Source organism: Mesorhizobium sp. WSM4844, from assembly GCF_055811775.1.
This window is the reverse complement of sequence record NZ_JBVVQB010000033.1, coordinates 29,646-52,300: the sequence shown is the minus strand read 5'-3', so window position 1 is coordinate 52,300 and position 22,655 is coordinate 29,646. Positions and strand designations below refer to the sequence as shown.

Here is a 22,655-nt window from a genome sequence, read left to right as displayed (position 1 = left end):
AGTTGATGGATGAGCCTCCCCGCCCGGAGACGGGGAGTAAACCAGCCTCTCAGCAGGGACCGTCGTCTACGATGCGATAGTCGGCGGCGCGAGCCTCGCAAGCGTTGGGGAAGGTGCGCAACTCGCCGCCGCGGCGGGCGCAGACCGGGCGGTATTCGCGCGTGCAGAACGTCTGCTCTCCATCACCGCCACCGTCGCGGCACCGGCCGCCGCTGATGATGCGATATCCGGCCCGCTCGGCGACGCAGGCATTGGCGAAGGTCTGGCGGTCGCCACCGCGCCGGGCGCAGACCGGATCATATTGTCTGGTGCAATATTGCGGCTCGGGCCGAGGCGGGCGGTAGCCCGGTCCGTCCTCCTCCACCACCACCGCGGTACAGGCTGCAAGAACTGCCGACAGCAACAGGATGGCAAAACCCTGTCGCGAGAAGATTGCCGCAGGAAATTTCATCACCAGACCTCCCTCGAGCCCCCGCTCCAATGCATGTCACCCAAAGCATGCCCACGGGACTCTGATCCGAGGGTGCGAAGCGGTTTGGGACAACGGCATGCCAAAAATGAAGCCGATCCTCGCCATTCCACCCGCCGAATGCAACCCCTGTTTGCAGGCTCCCAGCCTGCGTGGCCGGGCTATGGCCGACGACCACCGGGCGAGAACACCGCTTTCTCGATGCCGTGCGTGCGGACGCGCCTATGGGCGGCCGTTGGCGCTACCTTGCAACCACCGCGTTTCCGTGCGATAAATTTTGTGTTCGGGCATTTGCGACCCGGAGAGCGGAACGTTTTGGACGACCTTTCCCCGATACTGTGAATCTCTGACGGCCCCGTTTTTCGGCGGGGGGTTTTGACCATGCGCCAATGCATGACTGCCGAAGCAACCACCGGGACTTGCCCACGGCGTCAGGCGGCGGGCAAACCACAAAGACTGACACGGGTGAAGGAGTTTCCCCAATGGCCCAGACCGGCACCGTTAAATTCTTCAACGCTACCAAAGGCTTCGGCTTCATCACGCCAGATGACGGCGCCAAGGATGTGTTCGTTCACATCTCCGCGATCGAGGCTTCGGGCCTGCGCACGCTCGTCGATGGCCAGAAGGTCACGTTCGATGTCGAGCCCGACCGCATGGGCAAGGGGCCGAAGGCGGTCAATCTCCGCGCGGACTGAACCGTCAGCGCTCACTCCAGCCCGGACGTGCCAGGCCGGAGGTGCCAGGAACGAGCCCGAGGCCGCTCCAAAGGCCTTGAACCGGCTTTCAGCGCCGGACCCGAGTTTCGAAGGCGCGGCGGTTCGTCGCGCCTTTTTTCGTGCCAGGGCGGCAAGCCACTGCTCGCAAAACTTTCTCTTGCCGATGGCGCTAAAATAAACGACAAATTTCCACTCGGGCATTTGCCGGCCCGAGACTGGACTTGATGGGATCAAAGGAGCTTCCCATGCCGCAGACCGGCACCGTCAAATTCTTCAATCATGCCAAAGGCTTCGGCTTCATCACGCCGGATGATGGCGCGAAGGATGTCTTCGTCCATATTTCGGCCGTGCAGGCGTCGGGTCTTCCCGGTCTTGAGGATGGGCAGAAGGTAACATTCGACACCGAGCCGGACAAGCGCGGCAAGGGTCCGAAAGCCGTCAACCTGTCGATCGGCTGAGCCGAGTTCGAGACAGCGTCGGACGGTCCGCTGGCGCAGCTCCGCTCGTTGTCGAGCGTATGATATTTGTGCCTTGCGCCATGCCTGATCGATGAATCGACTGGTCCCAGCCCGCCAATTTCGTTCAGCCCCCGTTCAGCCACGGTCACCTATTAATCTTCGGTAAAGCCGGACCGCATCCCCCAGATTACCCGGGCCGCAGATTACCCGGGCCGGCATGAAGGAGACCGAGATGAACCGAATTTTCAAGACCGCCGTCCTGTCCGCCGCAATTGTTGCAACCACGCTCGCGACCTTGCCGGCGGCCAGCGCTGGTGACTGGCGCCACCGGCACCACCGGGGTAATGGCGATGCGATCGCGGCAGGCGTCCTTGGCCTCGCGGCCGGCGCCCTGATCGTTGGTGCGCTCAACAACCCGCAGCCCAGCTATTACGACCCCGGCTATGACGATTATGGTCGTTATCCACGGCCCGCCCCGGTGCGCCGCTACTACACGGAACCGCGGGTCGTCTACAATGACGGCTATGCCGAGCCATGGACCCGTGGCTGGTATGAATATTGTTCGGATCGCTATCGCTCTTTCAACGGCCGCACCGGCACGTTCACCGGCTATGACGGCGAACAGCATTTCTGCACCGCGAACTGAGGCTTCCCTGCCCCCCAAAAAGCGCTGTCCGCAAGGCCAGCGCTTTTTTTTCGGCGTCATAAGGAAAGGAGAGACCGACGCGCGCCGCGTGACGCTCCGCAGCCACGACGCGTTTAAATCAGGAAGGGGTTGCTCCGGCGCTCCTCGCCGAAGCGGCCGCCGGGACCATGGCCGCAGATGAAGCCGATGTCGTCGCCGAGCGGCAGAAGCTTGTCCTTGATCGAGGCGATCAGCGCGGCGTGGTCGCCGCCCGGCAGATCGGTGCGCCCGACCGAGCCGCGGAACAACACGTCGCCAACATGGGCGAACTTCGCAGCACGATTGTAGTAGACGACATGGCCGGGCGCGTGGCCCGGGCAATGAAAGACTTCGAACGCGTGCTGGCCGAACGAGACGGTATCGCCTTCGCCAAGAAAGCGGTCGGGCACGCAGTTGCGCACCGGCTCGGTGATGCCGTAGTGTTTCGCCTGCTTCTCGAGATTGGCAAGCAACGGACGGTCGGCCTCATGCGGGCCGATGATCTCGATGCCGAGCGCGTCCTTCAGCTCCATGGCGCCGCCGGCGTGGTCGATGTGACCATGCGTGATCCAGATCGCGCCGGCGTTGATCGCATTGTCCTTGAGCACTGCCAGCACCTTGTCGATGTCGCCGCCGGGATCGACGACGACGCCTTGCCTGTCGTCCATGTCGAAGAGGATGGTGCAGTTTTGCTGGAAGGCCGTGACCGGCACGATGCCGGCGTTGAGCTGATCCATGATCGTCCTTTCGCTGTGTCGCTTCTGATTTAGAGACACATGCGAACGTCGTCCACCGCATCCGGCTGTCGCGACAACGCCAAAATGAAATGGGCGGCCGAAGCCGCCCACGCAAAAAGCCCGAAACCGCTAAAGCGCGTCGCGGCTGAATGGATTTATGCGACGCGCTTTAAGTTATTGTTTTTATGCATGTCGTTATCGCAAAACCGCTGCGCATCACGGGTCAGGCCCTGGAGGGCATGCTTTTGCGCGACATGCATTAAGCTTACTTCTTCGTCGCGTTCATGACCGCGCCGATGATGGCCGTCAGGATGGCGCCACCACCAGCACCGCCGAGGATGTTCTGCACATTCAGCGCGCTGCCCAATCCGCCCGTTGCCGCTGCGGCCGCAGCCGGATCGATCGTGCCGCCGCCGAGCAGGCTGCCGAGGATGGCCGCACCGCCGACGCCGCCAAGGGCGCCGCCGAGGATTTTGGTAAGCTGCCCCATTGCCGCTGTCTTGAGCGCGGCGCCCACCGCCTGGCCACCAATGACACCCATAATCACCTGAACAATGATCTGAAGAAGCGTGTTCATGTCCATATTACCAGTCCCTCCATAGCTGCCAGCCTCCCTGGCGACAGCATCATGAGACGCCGAACTGGACGAAAGTCAAATGCCGAGGTGCTTAAATAAAAGGGGCAGTCCGAAAACCGCCCCTACTTGTTAAAAAAGTTGTGACTTTCGTTATTCTGCGGCAATCGCATGCTTGGGTTGAACGGCTGCAGAATAGTCGTTCATCAGAGTCTTGGCGATTTCGCCCACCTCGAATCGGTATGGACCGATTTCTGAAACGGGCGTCACCTCGGCCGCCGTTCCGGTGAGGAAGCACTGCTGGAAGCCTTCGAGTTCTTCCGGCATGATGGTGCGCTCGATCACCTCGAAGCCGCGATCCTTGGCAAGACCAATGACTGTACGGCGGGTGATGCCGTCGAGGAAGCAATCGGGGGTGGGTGTGTGGATCTTGCCGTCCTTGACGAAGAAGATGTTGGCGCCGGTTGCTTCCGCAACCTGGCCGCGCCAGTCCAGCATCATGGCGTCGGCATAGCCTTTGGCTTCGGCGGCATGCTTGGACATGGTGCAGATCATGTAGAGGCCGGCAGCCTTCGATTTCGACGGCGCGGTGCGCGGATCGGGGCGGCGCCATTCGGCCAGATCGAGGCGGATGCCCTTCAGCTTCTGTGCCGGATCGAAATAGCTGGGCCACTGCCAGATGGCGATGGCGCAGTTGATCCGGCTGTTTTGCGCCGAGACGCCCATCTGTTCGCTGCCGCGCCAGGCGATCGGCCGGACATAGGCATCCTGAAAACCCTGCTTCTTCAACAGCGTGCGGCAGGCGTCGTCGATCTCGGCAACCGAATAGGGAATCTTGAAGCCGAGCAGGCGTGCCGATTCGTGCAGGCGCTCGCTGTGGTCGGTCAGCTTGAAAATGTCGCCGCCATAGGCGCGTTCGCCCTCGAACACCGCGCTGGCGTAGTGCAGGCCATGGGTCAGCACGTGGATCTTGGCGTCGGCCCATTGGACGAACTCGCCGTTCATCCAGATAAAGCCGTCCATTTGGTCAAAGGGAACGGATGCCATGGTAACCTCCCGCGGGCGGCCGCCCGCACATTATCGTTGCGCGTTTCTTGTCAGCCGCATCGGGCGGCCACTATCTCGAAGCGTAGGCGGATATATAAGGTCTGGCAAACACAGGAAGTTCCGGAAAAACGGCTTTCCCTTGCCTTTTCGTTCGCAATCCGCCGAAAAGCTTGTCAAAAATTACCATTGCCGGGAAATTACGTCAATAGTACTGACATAATTTCCCTTTCGCACGGAGAAAAGATGACGGATCGCAGCCACCCAGCCGGAAAACCGATCAGGACGGCGATCACCGACGAGGACGGCATCGACTTTGCCATCATCGAACTGTTCTTCTTCGCCTATCGCGATTTTACCTCCGATCCGGACCAGATCCTGTCCGACTATGGTTTCGGCCGCGCCCATCACCGGGTCCTGCATTTCGTCAATCGCAGGCCGGGCCTGACGGTCGCCGAACTCCTCGACGTGCTGAAGATCACCAAGCAGAGCCTGGCGCGCGTGCTCAAACAACTGATCGATACCGACCACATCGTCCAGTTGCAGGGTCCGCGCGACCGCCGCCAGCGCGAGCTCTATCCGACAGCCAAGGGCCGCGCCCTGGCGCTGGCGCTGGCACGGCCACAGTCACGCCGCATCCATGCTGCATTGGAAGATTCCGGAGCCACCGAACGCGCCTTGATCGAGCGCTTCCTGGAAGCGATGGTCAATCCGGAACTAAGGGCGCAGATCGACATTGTGCCCGCAAAAACGTCAGGGAAAAGCCATGGAGACCATTGAAAGGGTTGATCAACCGGCAGCACCGGACGACGATGCGCCGCATCTGCTGGTGATTGATGACGATACCCGTATCCGCAATCTTCTCAAACAATATCTGACCGAAAACGGCTTTCGCGTCACTGTTGCCGGAAATTCCGGCGAAGCGCGGCGCAAGCTCGCCGGCCTCGATTTCGATCTGCTCGTGCTCGATATCATGATGCCGGGCGAAACCGGCGTCGATCTCGCCAAGGCATTGCGGGCAACCAAGAACGTGCCGATCCTGATGCTTACCGCGCTGTCCGAGACCGACAGCCGGATCACCGGGCTCGAGGCCGGCGCCGACGACTATCTGCCGAAGCCTTTCGATCCCCGAGAATTGATCCTGCGCATCAACAACATCCTGCGCCGCGGCGGTCCTGCAACGACGCCCAAGGTCGAGCAGCTGGTTTTCGGGCCTTACACGTTCCAGATCGCCAGGCGGGAACTCAAGCGCGGCGGCGAGGCTCTGAAGCTGACCGACCGCGAGCAGGAGATCCTGGCGATCTTCGCGGCCCGGGCCGGCGAAACGATACCGCGTCATGAACTTGTCGGCGACGAATCCGAAGTCGGCGAGCGCACCATCGACGTCCAGATCAACAGGCTGCGCCGCAAGATCGAGCGCGATCCGTCCAATCCGGTCTGGCTGCAGACCGTGCGCGGTATTGGGTATCGGCTCAGCGTGGAATAGACTGCCGCCCGCAGCCCCTTGTCGAGTGGCTGCGGATGAGCAAAAAGGGCGAATGGCGACCACGCAACTGGAACGGCCGGGAGATCGCGGCTTGAGCGCTCGCGCCAGGCGGGCACTGAAGGCCGTGCCGCTTGCCTGGAAACGGTTCTGGCGCCTCGTTTCGCTTTACATGCCGAAGCGGCTCTATGCCCGCTCGCTGATCATCGTCATCGCGCCGATGATCCTGCTGCAATCGGTCCTCGCCTTTGTCTTCATGGAACGCCACTGGCAGACCGTGACGCAGCGCCTGTCGCAGGCCACGGTCCGCGACATTGCCGCGATCGTCGACCTGGTGGAAACCTATCCGCACGACGCCGACTACGCCAACATCATCCGCATCGCGCAGGATCGCATGCAGCTGAAGATCGACTTGCTGCCGCCCGATCCGCTGCCGGCGCCCGGTCCAAAGCCGTTCTTCTCGATCCTCGACGAAATTCTCTCGTCCGAGATCACCCATCAGATCAACCGTCCGTTCTGGATCGATACGGTCGGCAATTCCAATATCATTGAGGTCCGCGTCCAGCTCGAAGGCAAGGTGCTGCGCGCCTTCGTGCGCCGCAGCCAGGCCTATGCCTCGAACACGCACATTTTCCTGATCTGGATGGTCGGCACCTCGCTGGTGCTGCTGATGATTGCCATCCCGTTCCTGCGCAACCAGATCCGGCCGATCCTGACGCTGGCCGAGGCCGCCGAAAGTTTCGGCAAGGGCCGGCCGATGCCGCTCGATTTCCGTCCGCGCGGCGCCGAGGAGGTTCGCCGCGCCGGCTTTGCCTTCATCCAGATGCGCGAACGCATCGAACGCCAGCTCGAACAGCGCACCGCCATGCTGAGCGGCGTCAGTCACGATTTGAGGACCATCCTCACGCGCTTCAAGCTGCAGCTTGCGCTGACCGGGACCAAGGCCGACACCGAGGCGCTCGGCCAGGACATCGACGACATGCAGTCCATGCTGGAAGGCTATCTCGCCTTTGCCCGCGGCGAGGCAACGGAAGACGCCGGCCGTTTCAACCTTGAAGCCTATTTCGACAAGCTCGGCGAGGAGGCGACGCTGCGCAAGCGCAAACTGTCGACCTCGCTCGCCGGCGATCCAAATGTGCATGTGCGGCCCCACGCCTTTGCCCGGCTGTTGTCCAATGTCGTCGGCAACGCCTTCCGTTATGCCAAGACGGTTGAGATCAACGCCAACCACGGCCGCGGCTCGCTGCTCGTCACCATCGACGACGACGGTCCGGGCATTCCGCCTGAAAAGCGCGAGCACGTGTTCAAGCCTTTCGTGCGGCTTGATGAAGCCCGCAACCTCGATGCCAGCGGCACCGGCCTTGGCCTTGCCATCGCACGCGACATTGCCCGCAGCCATGGCGGCGACATCATGCTCGACAAGAGCCCGCTCGGCGGCTTGCGCGCCGTCATCAAGGTTCCGGCCTGAATTAGAGCGACGTGCGTCCTTGGACGCACAAAGTGCGCTCTACACATAGAACCCACGCGACGTGCGTCCAATTGGACGTACTGCCTTCATCGGCCCGTCATGAAACCATGCTGAAGAGCGCGCATGAAGCGCGTGATCCTGATTGATTCGGCCTTGCGGCCCCGCATCAAGGAAACCGACGACCTTTCAAGCAAAGGCCTGCTATGCGCATCCTGATGGTGACCGACGCCTGGCGCCCGCAAGTCAACGGCGTTGTCCATACGCTGGAACGGCTTTCAGAAACCCTGAAATCGTTCGACGTCGAGACGGACTTCCTGACCCCGAATATCTTTCGCACCTTGCCGCTGCCGACCTATCCCGACATCCGGCTGGCGCTGACGACGCCGGGCCGCGTCGCGCGCCTGATCGAAGCGCGCAACGCAGACCATATCCATATCGTCACCGAAGGCCCGCTCGGCATCATGGCGCGGCGCTATTGCCGCAGGGCCGGCCGGCCGTTCACCACAAGCTATCACACGCGCTTTCCGGAATATCTGAGCGCGCGGCTGCCCATACCGGAAGCCTGGGCCTATCGCTGGCTTCGCGATTTCCACAATTCCGGACAAGGCACGCTGGTTGCCACCCAGTCGCTGGCGGACGATCTGGCGGCGCGCGGCTTCACCAAGCTCAGGCCATGGACGCGGGGCGTCGATACCGACCATTTCCGGCCGGACAAGAAAAAGGATATGGGGCTCAAGCGACCGATCTTCCTCTGCGTCGGCCGCGTCGCGATCGAAAAGAACCTGGCCGCCTTCCTCGACCTGGATTTGCCCGGCAGCAAGGTGGTCGTCGGCGAGGGACCGGAGTTGGCCAGGCTCAAGGCGAGATACCCCGATGCCCATTTCCTTGGCCACCGCCCGAACGACGAACTGGCCGAAATCTATGCCTCGGCCGATGTCTTCATTTTTCCCAGCCGCACCGACACGTTCGGCAATGTCATCATCGAGGCGCTGGCCAGCGGCACGCCGGTCGCAGCCTATCCGGTGACCGGGCCGATCGACATTGTCGGCGACGGCGTCGGCGGAGCCGTATCGAACGATTTGCGTGAGGCCGCGCTCGCCGCGCTCGATGTCGACCGCGCCGAAGCGCGCCAACGGGCAATGCGCTATAGCTGGAAGGCCTGCGCGGAGATGTTCCTGGAGACGGTTGGAGAGGCGCTGGGCACCCAGCGAAAACTGACACCACCTTCGTCATCCACGGGCGAAGCGGCGGCAACGCCGGCGCGCAGACCCGAGGATCCATTTCGTGACTGCGAGCGGCCCCTTCGGTGAAGAACTTGTTGGGTTGAGGCGGCGGCGGCTCCACAGGTCCATCCGGAACGCTTTGCCGAAACCAGGGAAGCGGAGGCGCTGATCGATTTCAATTACTTGCGCCAGGGTGCAGCTCTTGGCGTCCGTCTGGATCGTGACTGCGCTAGCTGGGGCAGCGACCCGGTAGCGCACCCCTGCCGTCGGAAGCAGAGAACGCCGCTGATCAGTTGAAGGTGTGCAGTCGGAGTTTCAGGCTGCCATCTGCCTGCTTTTCGAAGACGTGGGTTGCCACACCGGCCCACGGCTGATCCGCACCCTTGGCGTCTTTACCCTTGGCCGACCATTTCGCCGTGCCAAACAGCAGGTTGCCGTCACCTTCTGCTTCGATAAGTTCGAGCTTGTGGCCTGTCACTCCCATGCTGAAGAGGCCGCCAAAGAATTTCTCGACCCCGTCCGGTGCCTTGATGATGTCATGGGTGGCGGGCAAGAAGATCGCGTCGTCGGTGTAGAACGCCGCAACCGCCTTCGCGTCTGCTTTGTTGAACGCAGCGTCCCAGGCCACGTAAGCGGCTTTCACCTGATCGTCGACGGCGTCAGCGTTGGCGGGCGACCACGAAAAGAGGCAAAGGGAAAGCACAGCGAGAATAGCAGTCAGCAGTCGAACCATCGTATCCTCCCGAGAATTGGCGGCACAGCCCGACAGTTGTCGCGTCAAACAGTAAGCCTGGGCCTGTGGGCTGTCCACTAATCCGTTTGGGGTGGTCCAAACCGTCTAGTCTCTCAAGGGCTCTTCGACTGAAAATTGTTCATATGGCCGCGTCGGCTTCGCTCCCGCTCCGCCCGCGGATGACGAAGCTAGAACAGTCGGCCGCCGTCAGGCACCCTGCGTTCGATCGCACCGAGGACGACCGCACCCTCCTCGTCGGGAAAGCCAAGCGTCAGCACTTCCGACATGAAGGGGCCGATCTGCCGCGGCGGAAAATTGACCACCGCGAACACCTGCCGGCCGATCAGCGTCTCGGGCGCATAGTATTTGGTGATCTGCGCCGACGATTTCTTCACTCCGATGTCAGCGCCGAAATCGATCTTCAGCTTGATCGACGGCTTGCGCGCCTCGGGAAACGGCTCGGCCTCGACGATCGTGCCGGCGCGAATGTCGACACGGTCGAAATCGGCGAAGCTGATCTCTGGCTTGCGCTGGCTGCTCGAACTCATGGAGGATCAGGTCCTGGCTCAGGCGTTTCCGTAGGTCTCGAACAGGACGCCGGCCAGCGCATCCTTGGCCGAGGTTCCCGACCAGACGACGAACTGGAAAGCCTGGAAGTAGCATTCGCAGGCTTCCAGCGCCGACGACAGCAGCACCTCGACCTGCTGGCTCGACGGCTCGACCCCGCCGGCGAGCAGCAGCGACTGGCGGAACATGATCGCGCCCTCCTGCTCCCAGAGGTCGAAATGGCCGAACAGCATCTGCTCGTTGATCAGCGAAAGCAGCCGCATCACTTCGAGCGCGCGCGCCTCCGGCACCTTGATGTCGAAAGCGCAGGCCAGGTGCAGCGCCTCGAAATCCTCCATCCAGGAAAATGAGACGTGGTAGTCGGTCCAGCTTCCGGCAACCGAAATCGAAATCTCGTCGTCGCCGGCCCGTTCGAAGGACCAGTCGTTGTTGTGCGCCACCTGCTCGATAACATCCACCGGATGGATTTCGCGCGAGAATTCGAGTTCGAGAAGTTCCATGAATGCTTCCTGTCGTTCCTTCGCCTCGGCCGGCGGGGCACCCACAACGAACAATTTTGTCTAGAACTCGGACGGCCGGGACTTCGTCAACGCACAAAGACCCCAGACCGGACCCCACCGCCCGGCGCATGACCCTGCTCCGAATCATGCAACAAATTCAGTCTATTGATCGGGAGTCGCGTGACCAGCCCAATTTTTCGCACTGCGTCATTCGCATGTGGAAAGCCGCTGTCATAAAGATTCACGCAATGCCGGTAAGCGATTCACGACAAAGCGCTTTTTGCGATTGTGCTTTGTGGAAAAGTTTAACGTTATTTTTTTGGTCTGGGCTTTGCCGCAGCCGCAGGCGCGGCCTGCCCGGTCAGATCGGCGAGCTTTGCCTCAAGCGTCTCGATGCGCGCAGCGAGACGGGTGTTTTCTTCCCTGGCTTTTACCGCCATGTCGCGGGCGGCCTCGAATTCTTCGCGCTGCACCAGGTCCATCGAGTTGAGAACACGCTCGGCCTGCCCCTTGAAGGCGGTTTCCACTTCGCGGCGCACGCCTTGCGCGGCACCGGCAGCGTCGGTCATCAGCTTGGCGAATTCATCGAGAATGCGGTTCGGTCCGGTCGACATGGCAAATCCTCGCTTGCTCGATTTGACGTAGTGGCGCGCGACGCGGAATGCAAGCATCCACGTCGCCTTGACCCCGTCAAAACCCTGCCGCATGGTCCGCGCCCGAACGTGATCGCAACCGGGAGATCCTGTTGAGCGAGTATCTTATGCTGCCGCTGGCCGCCCTGCCCTTCCCCAACATCGACCCCGTCATCGTCCAGATCGGGCCGCTGGCGGTGCATTGGTATGGCGTCGGCTACATCGTCGGCATTTTGTTCGCCTGGTGGTATGCCAAACGGCTCGTCACCAATGCAAGGCTCTGGCCCGACGGCACCGTGCCCATGAAGCCTGAGGATCTCGACGACTTCATCGTCTGGGCGGCTATCGGCGTGGTGCTTGGCGGGCGTGTCGGCTACGTGCTGTTCTACGACCTGCCGCGCTACATCGCTCAACCCTTCGATATCCTTGCCGTCTGGCAGGGCGGCATGTCGTTCCATGGCGGGCTGCTCGGCGTCATTCTCGCCATGACGCTGTTTTCCTGGTCGCGCGGCATCCGCACCTGGTCGCTGTTCGACGTGGTGGCGGCCGGCGTGCCGGTCGGCCTTGGCCTCGTCCGCATGGCGAATTTCATCAACTCCGAACTCTGGGGCCGGCCGACCGACGTGCCATGGGCTGTCGAATTCCCCAATGGCGGGCCCTTTGCGCGCCATCCGAGCCAGCTCTACGAGGCGCTGCTCGAAGGCCTGGTGCTGTTCCTGGTCCTGCGCTTCCTCACCCATTCCAGGCTCAAGCTGAAGACGCCGCGCTTCGTCGGCGGCGCCTTCATCGCCGGCTACGGTCTCTCGCGCATCCTTGTCGAATTCTTCCGCGAGCCCGACCAGCAGCTCGGCTACCTCCTCGGCACCAACTGGCTGACGATGGGCATGGTGCTGTCGCTGCCGATGCTGCTGGCCGGCATCTGGGCGATGGCGACCGCTACCGCTTCGGGCCAAAAATCGGAATCGATTTTGGGAAAGCACGATGCGTAGAATCAAAGTGCCAGGGCGTACTTTCCAAATGGACGCACGTCGCCCTAGGGCGGTAACGCAGCCACAGCCGGTATGACCCGGCTGAAAACCCGCATCGTCGAGCTGATCGGTGCGGCGGGGCCGATCCCCGTCAACCACTACATGGCGCTTTGCCTGTTCGATCCGCTGGACGGCTACTATACGACACGCGAGCCGTTCGGGGCTGCCGGCGACTTCGTCACCGCACCGGAGATCAGCCAGATGTTCGGCGAGCTGATCGCCGTCTGGCTCTACGAAGCCTGGCTGGCGACCGGCCGGCCGATGCCGGCCACCATCGCCGAGATCGGCCCCGGCCGCGGCACGCTGATGAAGGACATGCTGCGCACGCTTGCGCGGCTCGATCCGGCGCTGACCGCCGGTGCGTCGTTCGCCATGATCGAGACCAGTCCGCGACTGGCCGATGTCCAAAGGCAAACGCTTGCCGCCACGCCGGCCGCGATCGGCTGGCACGAAAGCATCGACACGCTGCCGCAGACCCCGCTTTTCATCATCGGCAACGAATTGTTCGACGCGGTGCCGATCCGCCAGTTCGTCCGCGCCGGAACAGGCTGGCGCGAACGGATGATCGGCCTCGACGGCGCCGACGAATTGCACGTCTTCGCCGGCGCCGGCTCGGTCGATCCAACGCTGTTGCCGGACGATGCCGAAAACGCGCCACAGGGCGCGATCGTCGAGGTCGCGCCGGCCCGAGCCGCGCTGATGGCGAGCATCGCCGAGCGATTGGCCGGGCTCGGCGGCGCCGGCCTGTTTCTTGACTATGGCTACCTCCAGCCAGGGATCGGCGACACCTTGCAGGCCTTGCGCAAGCACGATCACGAAGATGTGCTGGCCAATCCGGGCGAAGCCGATCTCACCGCCCATGTCGATTTCGCCGCCCTTGCCGCGGTTGTGCGGGCGCATGGCCTCGATGCCCATCTCTCCACGCAAGGCGAATTCCTGGTGGAAATGGGGCTTCTCGAACGCGCCGGTCAGCTCGGCGCCAATGCCAACGAGGCGGCGCGCGAAAAGATTGCGGGCGAGGTCGAACGCCTCGCCGGCCCGCAAGCCATGGGCGACCTGTTCAAGGTGCTTGCTGTCCTGCCTGCCGGCATCGCCGTTCCGCCCTTTGCAACGGCGGATTGACTTTTCACTGCCGCCTCTCCCACTCTCCCGCCTTCCGACTGTCGCCGTTGGACTGTCGCCATCTTTCGACTGTCGCTTGACGAAATCGCTCTCACGGACAACAACGCAGCCATGCTGAATCAGACCAAACCGGATCCCGTTCGGTCGCCCTTGCTGGAGAAAGCGCGTGCGCAAGGCATTCGCCACGGCTATTTCACCCGCGTCGGCGGCGTCTCCAGCGGCATCTATCACGGCCTCAACATCGGCACCGGCTCGAGCGACGACCCGACGCAGGTCGCCGAGAACCGCCGCCGCGTCGCCGACTGGATGGGCGTGCCATCAAGACATCTGTTGACCGCCCACCAGATCCATTCGCCCGACGTCGTCATCGCCAGGGAGCCTTTTTCCGGCGAGCGGCCGAAGGCCGACGCCGTCGTCACCGACCGGCCGGGGATTGCGGTGGGCGCCTCGACGGCCGATTGCGGACCGGTGCTGTTCGCCGATGCCGAGGCGCGAATCGTCGGCGCAGCCCATGCCGGCTGGAGGGGCGCCTTGTCAGGCGTGCTGGAAAACACCATTGCGGCGATGGAAAGCCTCGGCGCCCGGCGCGAGCGCATCGTTGCGGTTCTCGGCCCGTCCATCGGCCCGGAAAACTATGAAGTCGGCCCGGAATTCATCGCTCGTTTCGTCGAGGTCGATGCCAACAATATCGGCTATTTCGCGCCCTCGGCGAAGTCGGAACATGCAATGTTCGACCTCAACCGCTATACGGTCGATCGGCTGACGCGGGCCGGCGTCACCGCCGATGGGCTCGGCCGCTGCACCTACGCCGAGGAGGATCTGTTCTATTCCTACCGGCGCAGCACCCATCGCAAGGAGCCGGATTACGGGCGGCAGATTTCGGCAATCGTTTTGGAGACAGAATAATGGCGCTGCATTTCGAACGGTCGGAATTTGACGCGCGGCGCGATCGGCTGATGATCGAGATCGCCGAGAAGAAGCTCGATGCCGTCCTTTTGTTTGCGCAGGAGAGCATGTACTGGCTGACCGGCTACGATACGTTCGGCTTCTGCTTCTTCCAGTGCCTGGTGGTGAAGGCAGACGGCTCGATGATCCTGCTCACGCGCTCGGCCGATCTGCGCCAGGCGCGCCACACCTCGATCATCGACAACATCGTGCTGTGGACCGACCGCGACGGCGCCAATCCGGCGATCGACCTGCGCAATCTGCTCAACGACCTCGACCTGCTCGGCGCCCGCATCGGCGTCGAATACGACACCCACGGGCTGACCGCCTACAATGGCCGGCGCCTGGACGAGCAATTGCAGACCTTTGGCCAGATCGCCGACGCGTCCGGCATCGTCAGCCGGCTGCGCCTGTTCAAGAGCCCGGCCGAAATCGCCAAGGTGGAAAAGGCCGCAAATCTCGCCGACGACGCTCTGGACGCGGCCCTGCCGCTGATCAAGCAGGGTGGCGACGAAGCCTTGATCCTTGCCGCCATGCAGGGCGCGATCTTTGCCGGCGGCGGCGACTATCCGGCCAACGAGTTCATCATCGGCTCCGGCGTGGACGCACTGCTTTGCCGTTACAAGGCTGGCCGCCGCAAGCTGAGCAAGAACGACCAGCTGACGCTCGAATGGGCCGGCGTCTTCCACCATTACCATGCGGCGATGATGCGCACGGTGCTGACCGGCAAAGTGTCGAAACGTCACCTGGAACTGTTCGATGCGGCGCGCGCCGCACTTCTGGCGGTCGAAAAGGCGATGACGCCCGGAAATACCTTCGGCGACGTTTTCGACGCGCATGCCCGCACGCTCGAGGCGCACAATTTGACCAAGCACCGGCTCAACGCCTGCGGCTATTCGCTCGGCGCCCGCTTCACCCCATCATGGATGGACATGCCGATGTTCTATCAGGGCAATCCCGAACCGATCGCGCCGAACATGACGCTGTTCGCCCACATGATCATCATGGACTCCGAAACCGAGACGGCGATGACGCTTGGCCGCACCTATCTGACGACTGAATCGCAGCCGAAGCCGCTGTCCCGCCATGATCTCGACTTGATTGTGCAATGAATCCATAATGGTAAGAATGCAAGAGGCGTTCATCGCCAGGGAGTTTTGAGGCAAATGAGGCGATCGCATGCGACGACCGTGTCATTGCTCGCGGCGCTGGCGCTGGCCGCCTGCACCAACGCGAAGGACGTTCTCGAACCCTCGGCCATCGCCCCGCAGTCGACGCAGGCCGTGGCAACGCCCGGAAGCGGCACGGCTGCAACGCCGACCGCACCTGCAGCCACCGCCCAGCCTTCCGCGACAACACAGCCTTCCGCGACGGCACAGCCCGCAACCGAGCTGCCGGCAAAAAGCGCCGCCGTCATCGCACGCACCCGCCTGCAGGTAGCGCCGATCGTCGGCGCCTCGGTGGAAGCCGCGACACCATTGACCGCGCAGCTTCAGACGCGAGCCAAGCAGCGCGGCATCACCTTGGCAGGAAGCGCCGGACAGACCCCGACGCATGTGCTGAAAGGCTATTTCTCGACGATGTCGGAAGGCAAGGATACCACCGTCATCTATGTCTGGGACGTCTATGACCCGGCAGGCAACCGGCTGCATCGCATCAACGGCCAGCAGAAGGCGCCCTCGGTCAATGATGGCGAAGGCTGGGCTGCAGTCGCGCCGGAGACCATGCAATCGATCGCCGACCAGACGATCGACCAGTTTGCCACATGGCTTGGCGGGCAAGCGGGCTGACCGGCGGGCTGACATGTTGCCGGCTTCCCTCGCCGTCGACGTTTATTGAGATTAGCCGGCGGATTCCGATCACGACGCTTGCAATACCGGCACGGGCCGCTAAAAGCCCCGACTAAGGGGCTCAAGAGAGTCTGCCAGAGTCTCCATCCTTCACCAGGAACGGTGCATGAAGCTTTTCGCGGGCAATTCCAACAGGGTGCTGGCCGAAGCGGTCGCCCGCTATCTCAACATTCCGCTGGGCAAAGCCAGCGTCAGGCGCTTCGCCGATCAGGAAATCTTCGTCGAAATACAGGAGAATGTGCGTGGCGAGGATGTCTTCATCCTGCAGTCCACCTCGTTCCCGACCAACGATCACCTGATGGAACTGCTCATCATGATCGATGCCTTCATGCGCTCGTCGGCCAAGCGCATCACGGCGGTCATTCCCTATTTCGGCTATGCAAGGCAAGACCGCCGCGCCTCGGGCCGCACGCCGATCTCGGCCAAGCTGGTCGCCAACATGATCACGCGGGCCGGGGTCGATCGCGTCTTGACGCTGGATCTCCACGCCGGCCAGATCCAGGGCTTTTTCGACATCCCGACCGACAATCTGTTCTCGGTGCCGGTCATGGCCCGCGATGTGAAGGCGAAATACAAGCGGCTTGCCAATGTCATGGTCGTGTCGCCGGATGTCGGCGGCGTGGTCCGCGCCCGCGCGCTCGCCAAGCGCATCGACGCCCAGCTTGCCATTGTCGACAAGCGTCGCGAGCGCCCTGGCGAATCGGAAGTCATGAACGTCATCGGCGACGTGCGCGGCAAGGATTGCCTGCTGATCGACGACATCATCGATTCGGGCGGTACCTTGTGCAATGCGGCCGATGCGCTGCTTGCCGCCGGCGCCACCAGCGTCACCGCCTACACCACCCATGGCGTTCTGTCCGGCGGCGCCATCGCCCGCATCGGCGCCTCCAAGCTGCAGGAACTGGTCATCACCGATTCCATCCAGCCGACCCAGGCGGTGCTCGACGCCAGCAACATCCGCGTCGTCTCCATCGCCGACCTGATGGGTGAGGCGATCTCGCGCACGGCGACCGAAGAGTCGGTGTCGAGCCTGTTCGACTGAAATCTGCCCGCGATACAGCGCCGCGCGTCCAGAGACGCGCAAAGGACGCTGTAGCACCTTGATTTTGCGCATGATCCTTTCGGGGTCATGCGCTAGCGTTCGACACCCTGATGTTGTCCCTTGAGCCGCGCATATAGCCGCGCGGCGACGCCCCCAGCATGCGCTTGAACATGGTGATGAAGGCCGGCACGCTGTCATAGCCGAGATCGAGCGCTACCCTTGTGATCGGCTCGCCGTCCGCCAGCCTCGGCAAGGCCGCGAACAGGCAGGCCTGCTGGCGCCATGTCGACAACGACAATCCGGTCTGGCGATGAAAGGCGCGGGTGAAGGAACGCCTGCTCATGCCGACAATATCGGCCCATTCGTCGATCGTCGCGTGCGGCGAGGGTGCTGCGACGAAGCGCCGGCACAGTGCCGCAAGCCTTGGATCCGAAGGAAAAGGCAGGCCGAGCGGCCGTTCCGGCAGGTTCGGGATTTCGTGCAGCAGCAGGCTCATGATCAGCCCGCCGCGCCCCTCAAGCTCGGCGCCCTGCGGCAGCTTTTCCGATTCCACGATCAGGCTGTGCATCAGATCGGTGATGCCGACGACGCGCAAGCCATCCGGCAGCCCGGCAATGGCGTCCGGCATCACATAGACCGATCGCATGCTGACGTCGCCAAGCATCTCGACGGAATGCTCGGTGCCGGCGGGTATCCACATCGCATGATCGGGCGGCACCATCCAGCGCCCATGCCGCGTCGTCACCAGCACGACGCCGACAAGCGCATGCAGCAATTGACTGCGGCTGTGACGGTGCTGCGGCACGTGGTAGCCGTCGGGAAATTCGGTCGGCAGGGCCACCGCCGGCCCGACGGCCTGCTCCAGCCACTGCCAGCGGCGCAGCAGCCCGAGATCGGTGAACTGGCCGAGATCGGTGTCGCCCGCTTTGAAGATTTTGGTGCCATGCGGCATTGGCTATTGGCCCACTCGCGAAACTATTGGACCAAACCACGAAAGAAGTCGCCCGGCAAGTAACTTATAAGGCAGCGGGGCCATAAGGGCCGCCTGCGGGAGCGTCCGCCAAAAAAACCATGGAGCCTGCGTTGACCGATACGACAGCCACCTCCGCCGCCACGCCGGCGACGGCCAGCCACACTTCGGCGCAAGCGACGGCCTTCACCGTCATACTTGCGGTGAGCTTCTGCCATTGTGTCAACGACATCATGCAGTCGCTGCTGTCGGCCATCTATCCGCTGCTGAAGGACAATTACCGTCTCGATTTCTGGCAGATCGGTCTTTTGACCTTCACCTTCCAGGTGACGGCGTCATTGCTGCAGCCGCTGATCGGCATGGTCACCGACAAGCGGCCGATGCCCTATTCGCTGCCCTACGGCATGGCGTCCTCGCTGATCGGCCTGATCGTGCTGGCCTATGCCGGACACTATTGGCTGCTGCTGATCGGCGCGTCGCTGATCGGCATCGGCTCGGCGATCTTCCACCCGGAATCCTCGCGCATCGCCCGCTTCGCCTCGGGCGGCAGGTTCGGCCTGGCGCAATCGCTGTTCCAGGTCGGCGGCAATCTCGGCCAGGCCATCGGGCCGCTGCTCGCCGCCTTCATCGTCGTGCCGTTCGGCCAGACCAGCATAGCGTGGTTCGCCGCCGGATCGCTGATCGGCATCGTCGTGCTGTGGCGGGTCGGCGGCTGGTACAGCCGGCTGCGCGCCTCGCTCGCCAACCGCAAGGCGGCAGGCTTCGTCTCGCCCTTCCCGCGCCGCAAGGTAATGGGCGCGCTGGCGGTGCTGACCCTGCTGGTGCTGACCAAGAACGCCTACGTCGCCAGCCTCGCCAGTTACTACACCTTTTACGCCATCGATAAATTCGGCGTTTCGGTGCAGATGTCGCAGGTCATGCTGTTCCTGTTCCTCGGCGCCTCGGCGCTGGGCATCCTGCTCGGCGGCCCGTTCGGCGACCGCTACGGACAGAAGCCGATGATCTGGTTCTCGATCGTCGGCGTGCTGCCGTTTACGCTGGCCCTGCCCTACGCCAATTTCGAATGGACGATGATCCTGACCGTGCTGATCGGCCTGATCCTGTCCTCGGCCTTCTCGAACATCGTCGTCTTCGCCCAGGAACTGGTGCCCGGCCGCGTCGGCATGATCGCCGGCATCTTCTTCGGCTTCGCCTTCGGCATGGGCGGCATCGCCGCCGCTGTGCTCGGCGTCGTCGCCGACATGAAAGGCATCGACTTCGTCTTTCAGATCTGCTCGTATCTGCCGCTGCTCGGGCTGCTGACGGTTTTTTTGCCGAACATGATGGAGGCGAGGAAGCTCGAAGCTGGAACCACTATCGGGTGAACCTTGAGTTGGCTTGCCCCGGCGACGCCGGCTTCGGCTCTGTCAGCCGCTTTCGTAGTTCATGCCGTCGACATCAAGGCTTGGGGTCAGCCACTCGGGAAAGCCGCCTTCGAACCGGCGTGAGGCCCAGCCTCGCGCCCTCAGGATTGACAGCGCGTCAGCAGAAAGAACGCACTGGACACCACGACAATAGGCGACGATGACCTTCTGTCGTGGAAGCTCCGCAAGTCGCTCTTCCAACTCACCCACGGGAATGTTGATCGCACCCGGCAAATGCCCGGCCGCGTATTCCTCTTGCGGCCGGACGTCGAGCAGCACGACTTCGTCGTCCCGCATGCGGCGCACCAGTTCCTCGCGCGAGATGCTCTCCAGCCTGTCCGGCCGGCTCATAGTATCATCGATAAGCTCGCGGATTTGCTCGCGCCTGTGGTTCGCAAGGCTGCGCAGGGCCCCAAGCACGTTTTCGATTGGACCATCGGCCAAACGATAAAGCACGCGTTTCCCGTCTCGCCGGGTCTGCACCAAGCCGGCCCGCTTGAGCTGTTGAAGATGCTGCGAGGTGTTGGCCATGGCGATGCCGGAAAGTTGCGTCAGCTGCTCCACGGCCAGTTCGCCGTCGGCAATGTGGCGCAGAAGAACCAGCCGGTGTGCATGCCCCAGCGTGCGGGCGAGATCGGCTATTTCGTCAAAGATCGGATGATGGACATCTGCGTTTTTCATATCGCATGGTACAATAATCAAACGATCAATCAATACATTGAATGTTTTATTTGAAGCGGCTAGTGTCTGGCGCCGTGACAGGAAGCATGGACAAGGCAGGAGCAAAAAATGAACGAGCAGTTGGAGTTCGTTGTCCGCGCAGCCGCGATCGGAACGGGGGCGACGGCGGTGATGGATCTTTGGGGATTGTTTCTGAAACGAACGTTGGCGATTCCGCCGCTTGATTATGCCTGGGTCGGCCGCTGGATCGGCCACTTTCCGCGAGGACGTTTCGCACATGCGAATATCGCGCAGGCGCCCCGAATTCGCGGCGAAACGCCTGTTGGCTGGGTCGCGCATTACGCGATCAGCATCGTCTTTGCTGCATTGCTGATGGCAGTATGGGGCCTCGACTGGGCACGAGACCCGACATTGCTTCCCGCCCTTGTTGTCGGCATGTCCACTGTCGTTGCCCCGTTTTTCATAATGCAGCCAGCCTTTGGAGCCGGAATTGCAGCCTCGAAAACGCACAATCCGAGCACCGCGCGTCTGCGCGGCCTCATCACTCATCTGTCCTTCGGCGTCGGGCTGTATGCCGCTGCGTTGTTTTCCGCACACCTGTTCCCGATCTGATACTGGTCGATTGCGGTCGGCTTTCAGGACACAACCCCAATATTTTGCAAATGCGGGAGCAAGCACGAAATTCAAAGGCGAGACACTGCCCACCCGCGTTCGCCACCCGCCTTTGGCTTGCACCTCGCCCCACCTTCCGCTATAGAGCCGCCACCCGCGTAGACACCCTTGGAGGCAACGCGGCGGAAGGCTGTCCGGCCTCACGTGATCCCAAATAGATTTTGGACCAGATCATGTAGGGCCATGACGGCTTTCGACGTTTACGGCCCAGGCATCTCGCCGGCCGCGAACGCTCCAGAACAACGCGAAAGGAAATGCCATGAGCCAAGCTTCTTACGAGCTCAAGGCCGAAGCGCGCGAACAGGTCGGTAAGGGGTCCGCCCGTGCAGTTCGCCGCAACGGTAAAGTGCCTGCAGTAATCTACGGCGACAAGCAGCCTCCCCTGGCGATTGCGCTGACCTACAAGGACATCTACTACAAGATCCATGGCGGCGGGTTCCTGACCACGATCGCCACGATCGATGTCGACGGCAAGAAGATCCAGGTCCTGCCGAAGGACTACCAGCTCGACCCGGTCAAGGATTTTCCGGTCCATGTCGACTTCCTGCGTATCGGCAAGGACACCGAAGTCAATGTCGACGTGCCGGTCCACTTCATCAACGAGGACAAGTCGCCCGGCATCAAGCGCGGCGGCGTGCTCAACATCGTGCGTCACGAGGTCGAGTTCCACTGCCCGGCCAATGCGATCCCGGAATTCATCACCGTCGATCTCACCGGCACCGATATCGGCGATTCGATCCACATCTCGGCGGTCAAGCTGCCGGCCGGGGTCAAGCCGGTGATCTCCGATCGCGACTTCACCGTCGCGACAATTGCCGGCTCCGCGGCGATGAAGCCGGAGGCTGAAGAGACGGTCGAAGCGGCTGAACCCGAAGCGGCTCCTGCCGACGAAGAGAAGTAATCCTTTCCGCTCGGAGGTGACGATGCTGCTGTTTGCAGGCCTCGGCAATCCGGGCGCGAAATACGCTGACAACCGGCACAATGTCGGCTTCATGGCGGCGGACGCAATCGCCCGCCGCCATTCCTTTTCGCCCTGGTCGAAAAAGTTCCAGGGCCTGATCGCCGAAGGCACGCTTGCCGGCGAAAAAATCATCCTGATCAAGCCGCAGACCTTCATGAACCTGTCCGGCCAGTCGGTCGGCGAGGCCCTGCGCTTCTACAAGCTCGACGCTTCGGCGCTGACCGTCTTTTATGACGAGATCGACCTTGCCGCCGGCAAGGTGCGGGTCAAGGTCGGCGGCGGTTCCGGTGGCCACAACGGTATCCGCTCGATAGACCAGCATGTCGGCAAGGATTTCCGCCGTGTGCGCATTGGCGTCAGCCACCCTGGCGTCAAGGAAATGGTGCATGGCCATGTGCTTGGCGATTTCGCCAAAGCCGACCGCGAGTGGCTGGACGTGCTGCTCGACACCATCGCCGACGATGCCGGACTGCTTGCCAAGGGCGACGACAATTCCTTCATGAATCGCGTGACGCTGGCCTTGCGCGACAAGCTCACGCCGACGGGCGACGACGACCGCCCACCACCCAAGGCGCCGAAAGCACAAAGCCACGTTCGCCAGGCGCGGCCGCAGCAGCCGGCAGCCAAGCTGCCCGAAACCGGCCCGATGGCCGCCATGCTGAAGAAGCTGTTTGGCGGCAAGGATTGAGCCTGGCCACGGATCGGGGCTGCAG

The 22,655-nt window shown here is 62.5% G+C and carries 27 protein-coding genes; 17 read left to right on the top strand and 10 right to left on the bottom strand.

Translation table 11 applies throughout. The features are described 5' to 3' along the window. Window positions 1-49: 49 nt before the first annotated feature. A complete protein-coding gene (locus AC0L2A_RS23270; protein ID WP_473610834.1) occupies window positions 50-451 on the bottom strand; it encodes a Kazal-type serine protease inhibitor family protein in 402 nt (133 codons plus the stop codon). Between the two features lie 500 nt (window positions 452-951). Here AC0L2A_RS23270 and AC0L2A_RS23265 point away from each other — a divergent pair, with 500 nt between their 5' ends. The 3 genes from AC0L2A_RS23265 to AC0L2A_RS23255 all read left to right on the top strand — a co-directional run bounded on the left by AC0L2A_RS23265 (window position 952) and on the right by AC0L2A_RS23255 (window position 2,289). Next, window positions 952-1,164 (top strand): cold-shock protein, encoded by a 213-nt coding sequence (locus AC0L2A_RS23265; protein WP_023799871.1) that lies wholly within the window; start codon window positions 952-954, stop codon window positions 1,162-1,164. A 266-nt stretch (window positions 1,165-1,430) separates the two neighbouring features. Beyond that, the gene (locus AC0L2A_RS23260) at window positions 1,431-1,643 is read left to right on the top strand and encodes a cold-shock protein (protein WP_006202521.1); all 213 of its coding nucleotides are present in this window, start codon (window positions 1,431-1,433) and stop codon (window positions 1,641-1,643) included. A gap of 232 nt (window positions 1,644-1,875) precedes the next feature. Beyond that, window positions 1,876-2,289 (top strand): BA14K family protein, encoded by a 414-nt coding sequence (locus AC0L2A_RS23255; protein WP_473610832.1) that lies wholly within the window; start codon window positions 1,876-1,878, stop codon window positions 2,287-2,289. Window positions 2,290-2,402: 113 nt separating this feature from the next. Here the strand turns inward: AC0L2A_RS23255 and AC0L2A_RS23250 are convergent, their stop codons facing one another. The 3 genes from AC0L2A_RS23250 to AC0L2A_RS23240 form a co-directional block, all read right to left on the bottom strand. Next, window positions 2,403-3,044, bottom strand: coding sequence for an MBL fold metallo-hydrolase (locus AC0L2A_RS23250; protein WP_473610831.1), 642 nt, complete (start codon window positions 3,042-3,044; stop codon window positions 2,403-2,405). A 265-nt stretch (window positions 3,045-3,309) separates the two neighbouring features. After that, the gene (locus tag AC0L2A_RS23245; RefSeq protein ID WP_027151066.1) at window positions 3,310-3,627 is read right to left on the bottom strand and encodes a hypothetical protein; all 318 of its coding nucleotides are present in this window, start codon (window positions 3,625-3,627) and stop codon (window positions 3,310-3,312) included. A 144-nt stretch (window positions 3,628-3,771) separates the two neighbouring features. After that, a complete protein-coding gene (locus AC0L2A_RS23240; RefSeq protein ID WP_473610830.1) occupies window positions 3,772-4,665 on the bottom strand; it encodes a branched-chain amino acid aminotransferase in 894 nt (297 codons plus the stop codon). A gap of 243 nt (window positions 4,666-4,908) precedes the next feature. Here AC0L2A_RS23240 and AC0L2A_RS23235 point away from each other — a divergent pair, with 243 nt between their 5' ends. From AC0L2A_RS23235 to AC0L2A_RS23220, 4 genes are all read left to right on the top strand, one after another. After that, a complete protein-coding gene (locus tag AC0L2A_RS23235; RefSeq protein WP_031255243.1) occupies window positions 4,909-5,442 on the top strand; it encodes a MarR family winged helix-turn-helix transcriptional regulator in 534 nt (177 codons plus the stop codon). Then, window positions 5,429-6,148 (top strand): response regulator, encoded by a 720-nt coding sequence (locus tag AC0L2A_RS23230; protein WP_036261013.1) that lies wholly within the window; start codon window positions 5,429-5,431, stop codon window positions 6,146-6,148. The genes AC0L2A_RS23235 and AC0L2A_RS23230 overlap by 14 nt, the downstream gene beginning before the upstream one ends. A gap of 52 nt (window positions 6,149-6,200) precedes the next feature. Continuing rightward, window positions 6,201-7,613: an ATP-binding protein gene (locus AC0L2A_RS23225; RefSeq protein ID WP_091598380.1), complete on the top strand. Its 1,413-nt coding sequence runs from the start codon at window positions 6,201-6,203 to the stop codon at window positions 7,611-7,613. A gap of 203 nt (window positions 7,614-7,816) precedes the next feature. Beyond that, the gene (locus AC0L2A_RS23220) at window positions 7,817-8,923 is read left to right on the top strand and encodes a glycosyltransferase family 4 protein (protein ID WP_473610828.1); all 1,107 of its coding nucleotides are present in this window, start codon (window positions 7,817-7,819) and stop codon (window positions 8,921-8,923) included. 202 nt (window positions 8,924-9,125) lie between these two features. On the opposite strand, the gene AC0L2A_RS23215 is transcribed toward AC0L2A_RS23220, so the two are convergent. The 4 genes from AC0L2A_RS23215 to AC0L2A_RS23200 form a co-directional block, all read right to left on the bottom strand. Beyond that, on the bottom strand, window positions 9,126-9,569 hold the full coding sequence (locus tag AC0L2A_RS23215; RefSeq protein WP_473610827.1) for a YybH family protein: 444 nt from the start codon (window positions 9,567-9,569) through the stop codon (window positions 9,126-9,128). 188 nt (window positions 9,570-9,757) lie between these two features. Beyond that, window positions 9,758-10,117 (bottom strand): tRNA-binding protein, encoded by a 360-nt coding sequence (locus AC0L2A_RS23210; RefSeq protein WP_027151061.1) that lies wholly within the window; start codon window positions 10,115-10,117, stop codon window positions 9,758-9,760. Window positions 10,118-10,135: 18 nt separating this feature from the next. Further along, window positions 10,136-10,636 (bottom strand): type III secretion system chaperone family protein, encoded by a 501-nt coding sequence (locus AC0L2A_RS23205; protein WP_006202532.1) that lies wholly within the window; start codon window positions 10,634-10,636, stop codon window positions 10,136-10,138. 311 nt (window positions 10,637-10,947) lie between these two features. After that, window positions 10,948-11,250, bottom strand: a complete 303-nt coding sequence (locus AC0L2A_RS23200; protein ID WP_027151060.1) for an accessory factor UbiK family protein — start codon at window positions 11,248-11,250, stop codon at window positions 10,948-10,950. 131 nt (window positions 11,251-11,381) lie between these two features. Here AC0L2A_RS23200 and lgt point away from each other — a divergent pair, with 131 nt between their 5' ends. The 6 genes from lgt (at window position 11,382) to AC0L2A_RS23170 (ending at window position 17,255) form a co-directional block, all read left to right on the top strand. After that, on the top strand, window positions 11,382-12,257 hold the full coding sequence (gene lgt / locus AC0L2A_RS23195; protein WP_473610826.1) for a prolipoprotein diacylglyceryl transferase: 876 nt from the start codon (window positions 11,382-11,384) through the stop codon (window positions 12,255-12,257). A gap of 72 nt (window positions 12,258-12,329) precedes the next feature. After that, window positions 12,330-13,418, top strand: a complete 1,089-nt coding sequence (locus AC0L2A_RS23190; RefSeq protein ID WP_473610824.1) for a class I SAM-dependent methyltransferase — start codon at window positions 12,330-12,332, stop codon at window positions 13,416-13,418. A gap of 111 nt (window positions 13,419-13,529) precedes the next feature. Further along, the gene (gene pgeF / locus AC0L2A_RS23185) at window positions 13,530-14,324 is read left to right on the top strand and encodes a peptidoglycan editing factor PgeF (RefSeq protein WP_473610823.1); all 795 of its coding nucleotides are present in this window, start codon (window positions 13,530-13,532) and stop codon (window positions 14,322-14,324) included. After that, window positions 14,324-15,475 (top strand): M24 family metallopeptidase, encoded by a 1,152-nt coding sequence (locus AC0L2A_RS23180; RefSeq protein ID WP_473610822.1) that lies wholly within the window; start codon window positions 14,324-14,326, stop codon window positions 15,473-15,475. Before pgeF ends, AC0L2A_RS23180 begins: the two co-directional genes overlap by 1 nt. A gap of 54 nt (window positions 15,476-15,529) precedes the next feature. Further along, window positions 15,530-16,153, top strand: a complete 624-nt coding sequence (locus AC0L2A_RS23175; RefSeq protein WP_473610820.1) for a hypothetical protein — start codon at window positions 15,530-15,532, stop codon at window positions 16,151-16,153. 166 nt (window positions 16,154-16,319) lie between these two features. Then, complete coding sequence (locus tag AC0L2A_RS23170) at window positions 16,320-17,255, top strand: ribose-phosphate pyrophosphokinase (RefSeq protein ID WP_023799890.1); 936 nt, start codon at window positions 16,320-16,322, stop codon at window positions 17,253-17,255. Window positions 17,256-17,340: 85 nt separating this feature from the next. On the opposite strand, the gene AC0L2A_RS23165 is transcribed toward AC0L2A_RS23170, so the two are convergent. Next, window positions 17,341-18,207, bottom strand: a complete 867-nt coding sequence (locus tag AC0L2A_RS23165) for an AraC family transcriptional regulator (RefSeq protein ID WP_473610819.1) — start codon at window positions 18,205-18,207, stop codon at window positions 17,341-17,343. Between the two features lie 131 nt (window positions 18,208-18,338). Here AC0L2A_RS23165 and AC0L2A_RS23160 point away from each other — a divergent pair, with 131 nt between their 5' ends. Further along, complete coding sequence (locus AC0L2A_RS23160) at window positions 18,339-19,589, top strand: MFS transporter (RefSeq protein ID WP_473610818.1); 1,251 nt, start codon at window positions 18,339-18,341, stop codon at window positions 19,587-19,589. Window positions 19,590-19,631: 42 nt separating this feature from the next. On the opposite strand, the gene AC0L2A_RS23155 is transcribed toward AC0L2A_RS23160, so the two are convergent. Further along, entirely contained in the window at window positions 19,632-20,309 is a 678-nt protein-coding gene (locus AC0L2A_RS23155; protein ID WP_473610853.1) for an ArsR/SmtB family transcription factor, read from the bottom strand. Between the two features lie 108 nt (window positions 20,310-20,417). Here AC0L2A_RS23155 and AC0L2A_RS23150 point away from each other — a divergent pair, with 108 nt between their 5' ends. From AC0L2A_RS23150 to pth, 3 genes are all read left to right on the top strand, one after another. Further along, a complete protein-coding gene (locus tag AC0L2A_RS23150) occupies window positions 20,418-20,921 on the top strand; it encodes a DUF2938 domain-containing protein (protein ID WP_473610817.1) in 504 nt (167 codons plus the stop codon). Window positions 20,922-21,240: 319 nt separating this feature from the next. Further along, window positions 21,241-21,882, top strand: a complete 642-nt coding sequence (locus AC0L2A_RS23145) for a 50S ribosomal protein L25/general stress protein Ctc (protein ID WP_023799895.1) — start codon at window positions 21,241-21,243, stop codon at window positions 21,880-21,882. Between the two features lie 22 nt (window positions 21,883-21,904). Next, entirely contained in the window at window positions 21,905-22,630 is a 726-nt protein-coding gene (gene pth, locus AC0L2A_RS23140) for an aminoacyl-tRNA hydrolase (protein ID WP_473610815.1), read from the top strand. The last annotated feature ends 25 nt before the right edge of the window (window positions 22,631-22,655 follow it).

Coding starts and splice junctions, on each gene's coding strand:
- AC0L2A_RS23270 (WP_473610834.1), bottom strand. CDS start 451: ATGAAATTTCCTGCGGCAATCTTCTCGCGACAGGGTTTTGCCATCCTG.
- AC0L2A_RS23265 (WP_023799871.1), top strand. CDS start 952: ATGGCCCAGACCGGCACCGTTAAATTCTTCAACGCTACCAAAGGCTTC.
- AC0L2A_RS23260 (WP_006202521.1), top strand. CDS start 1,431: ATGCCGCAGACCGGCACCGTCAAATTCTTCAATCATGCCAAAGGCTTC.
- AC0L2A_RS23255 (WP_473610832.1), top strand. CDS start 1,876: ATGAACCGAATTTTCAAGACCGCCGTCCTGTCCGCCGCAATTGTTGCA.
- AC0L2A_RS23250 (WP_473610831.1), bottom strand. CDS start 3,044: ATGGATCAGCTCAACGCCGGCATCGTGCCGGTCACGGCCTTCCAGCAA.
- AC0L2A_RS23245 (WP_027151066.1), bottom strand. CDS start 3,627: ATGGACATGAACACGCTTCTTCAGATCATTGTTCAGGTGATTATGGGT.
- AC0L2A_RS23240 (WP_473610830.1), bottom strand. CDS start 4,665: ATGGCATCCGTTCCCTTTGACCAAATGGACGGCTTTATCTGGATGAAC.
- AC0L2A_RS23235 (WP_031255243.1), top strand. CDS start 4,909: ATGACGGATCGCAGCCACCCAGCCGGAAAACCGATCAGGACGGCGATC.
- AC0L2A_RS23230 (WP_036261013.1), top strand. CDS start 5,429: ATGGAGACCATTGAAAGGGTTGATCAACCGGCAGCACCGGACGACGAT.
- AC0L2A_RS23225 (WP_091598380.1), top strand. CDS start 6,201: ATGGCGACCACGCAACTGGAACGGCCGGGAGATCGCGGCTTGAGCGCT.
- AC0L2A_RS23220 (WP_473610828.1), top strand. CDS start 7,817: ATGCGCATCCTGATGGTGACCGACGCCTGGCGCCCGCAAGTCAACGGC.
- AC0L2A_RS23215 (WP_473610827.1), bottom strand. CDS start 9,569: ATGGTTCGACTGCTGACTGCTATTCTCGCTGTGCTTTCCCTTTGCCTC.
- AC0L2A_RS23210 (WP_027151061.1), bottom strand. CDS start 10,117: ATGAGTTCGAGCAGCCAGCGCAAGCCAGAGATCAGCTTCGCCGATTTC.
- AC0L2A_RS23205 (WP_006202532.1), bottom strand. CDS start 10,636: ATGGAACTTCTCGAACTCGAATTCTCGCGCGAAATCCATCCGGTGGAT.
- AC0L2A_RS23200 (WP_027151060.1), bottom strand. CDS start 11,250: ATGTCGACCGGACCGAACCGCATTCTCGATGAATTCGCCAAGCTGATG.
- AC0L2A_RS23190 (WP_473610824.1), top strand. CDS start 12,330: ATGACCCGGCTGAAAACCCGCATCGTCGAGCTGATCGGTGCGGCGGGG.
- pgeF (WP_473610823.1), top strand. CDS start 13,530: ATGCTGAATCAGACCAAACCGGATCCCGTTCGGTCGCCCTTGCTGGAG.
- AC0L2A_RS23180 (WP_473610822.1), top strand. CDS start 14,324: ATGGCGCTGCATTTCGAACGGTCGGAATTTGACGCGCGGCGCGATCGG.
- AC0L2A_RS23175 (WP_473610820.1), top strand. CDS start 15,530: ATGAGGCGATCGCATGCGACGACCGTGTCATTGCTCGCGGCGCTGGCG.
- AC0L2A_RS23170 (WP_023799890.1), top strand. CDS start 16,320: ATGAAGCTTTTCGCGGGCAATTCCAACAGGGTGCTGGCCGAAGCGGTC.
- AC0L2A_RS23165 (WP_473610819.1), bottom strand. CDS start 18,207: ATGCCGCATGGCACCAAAATCTTCAAAGCGGGCGACACCGATCTCGGC.
- AC0L2A_RS23155 (WP_473610853.1), bottom strand. CDS start 20,309: ATGAAAAACGCAGATGTCCATCATCCGATCTTTGACGAAATAGCCGAT.
- AC0L2A_RS23150 (WP_473610817.1), top strand. CDS start 20,418: ATGAACGAGCAGTTGGAGTTCGTTGTCCGCGCAGCCGCGATCGGAACG.
- AC0L2A_RS23145 (WP_023799895.1), top strand. CDS start 21,241: ATGAGCCAAGCTTCTTACGAGCTCAAGGCCGAAGCGCGCGAACAGGTC.
- pth (WP_473610815.1), top strand. CDS start 21,905: ATGCTGCTGTTTGCAGGCCTCGGCAATCCGGGCGCGAAATACGCTGAC.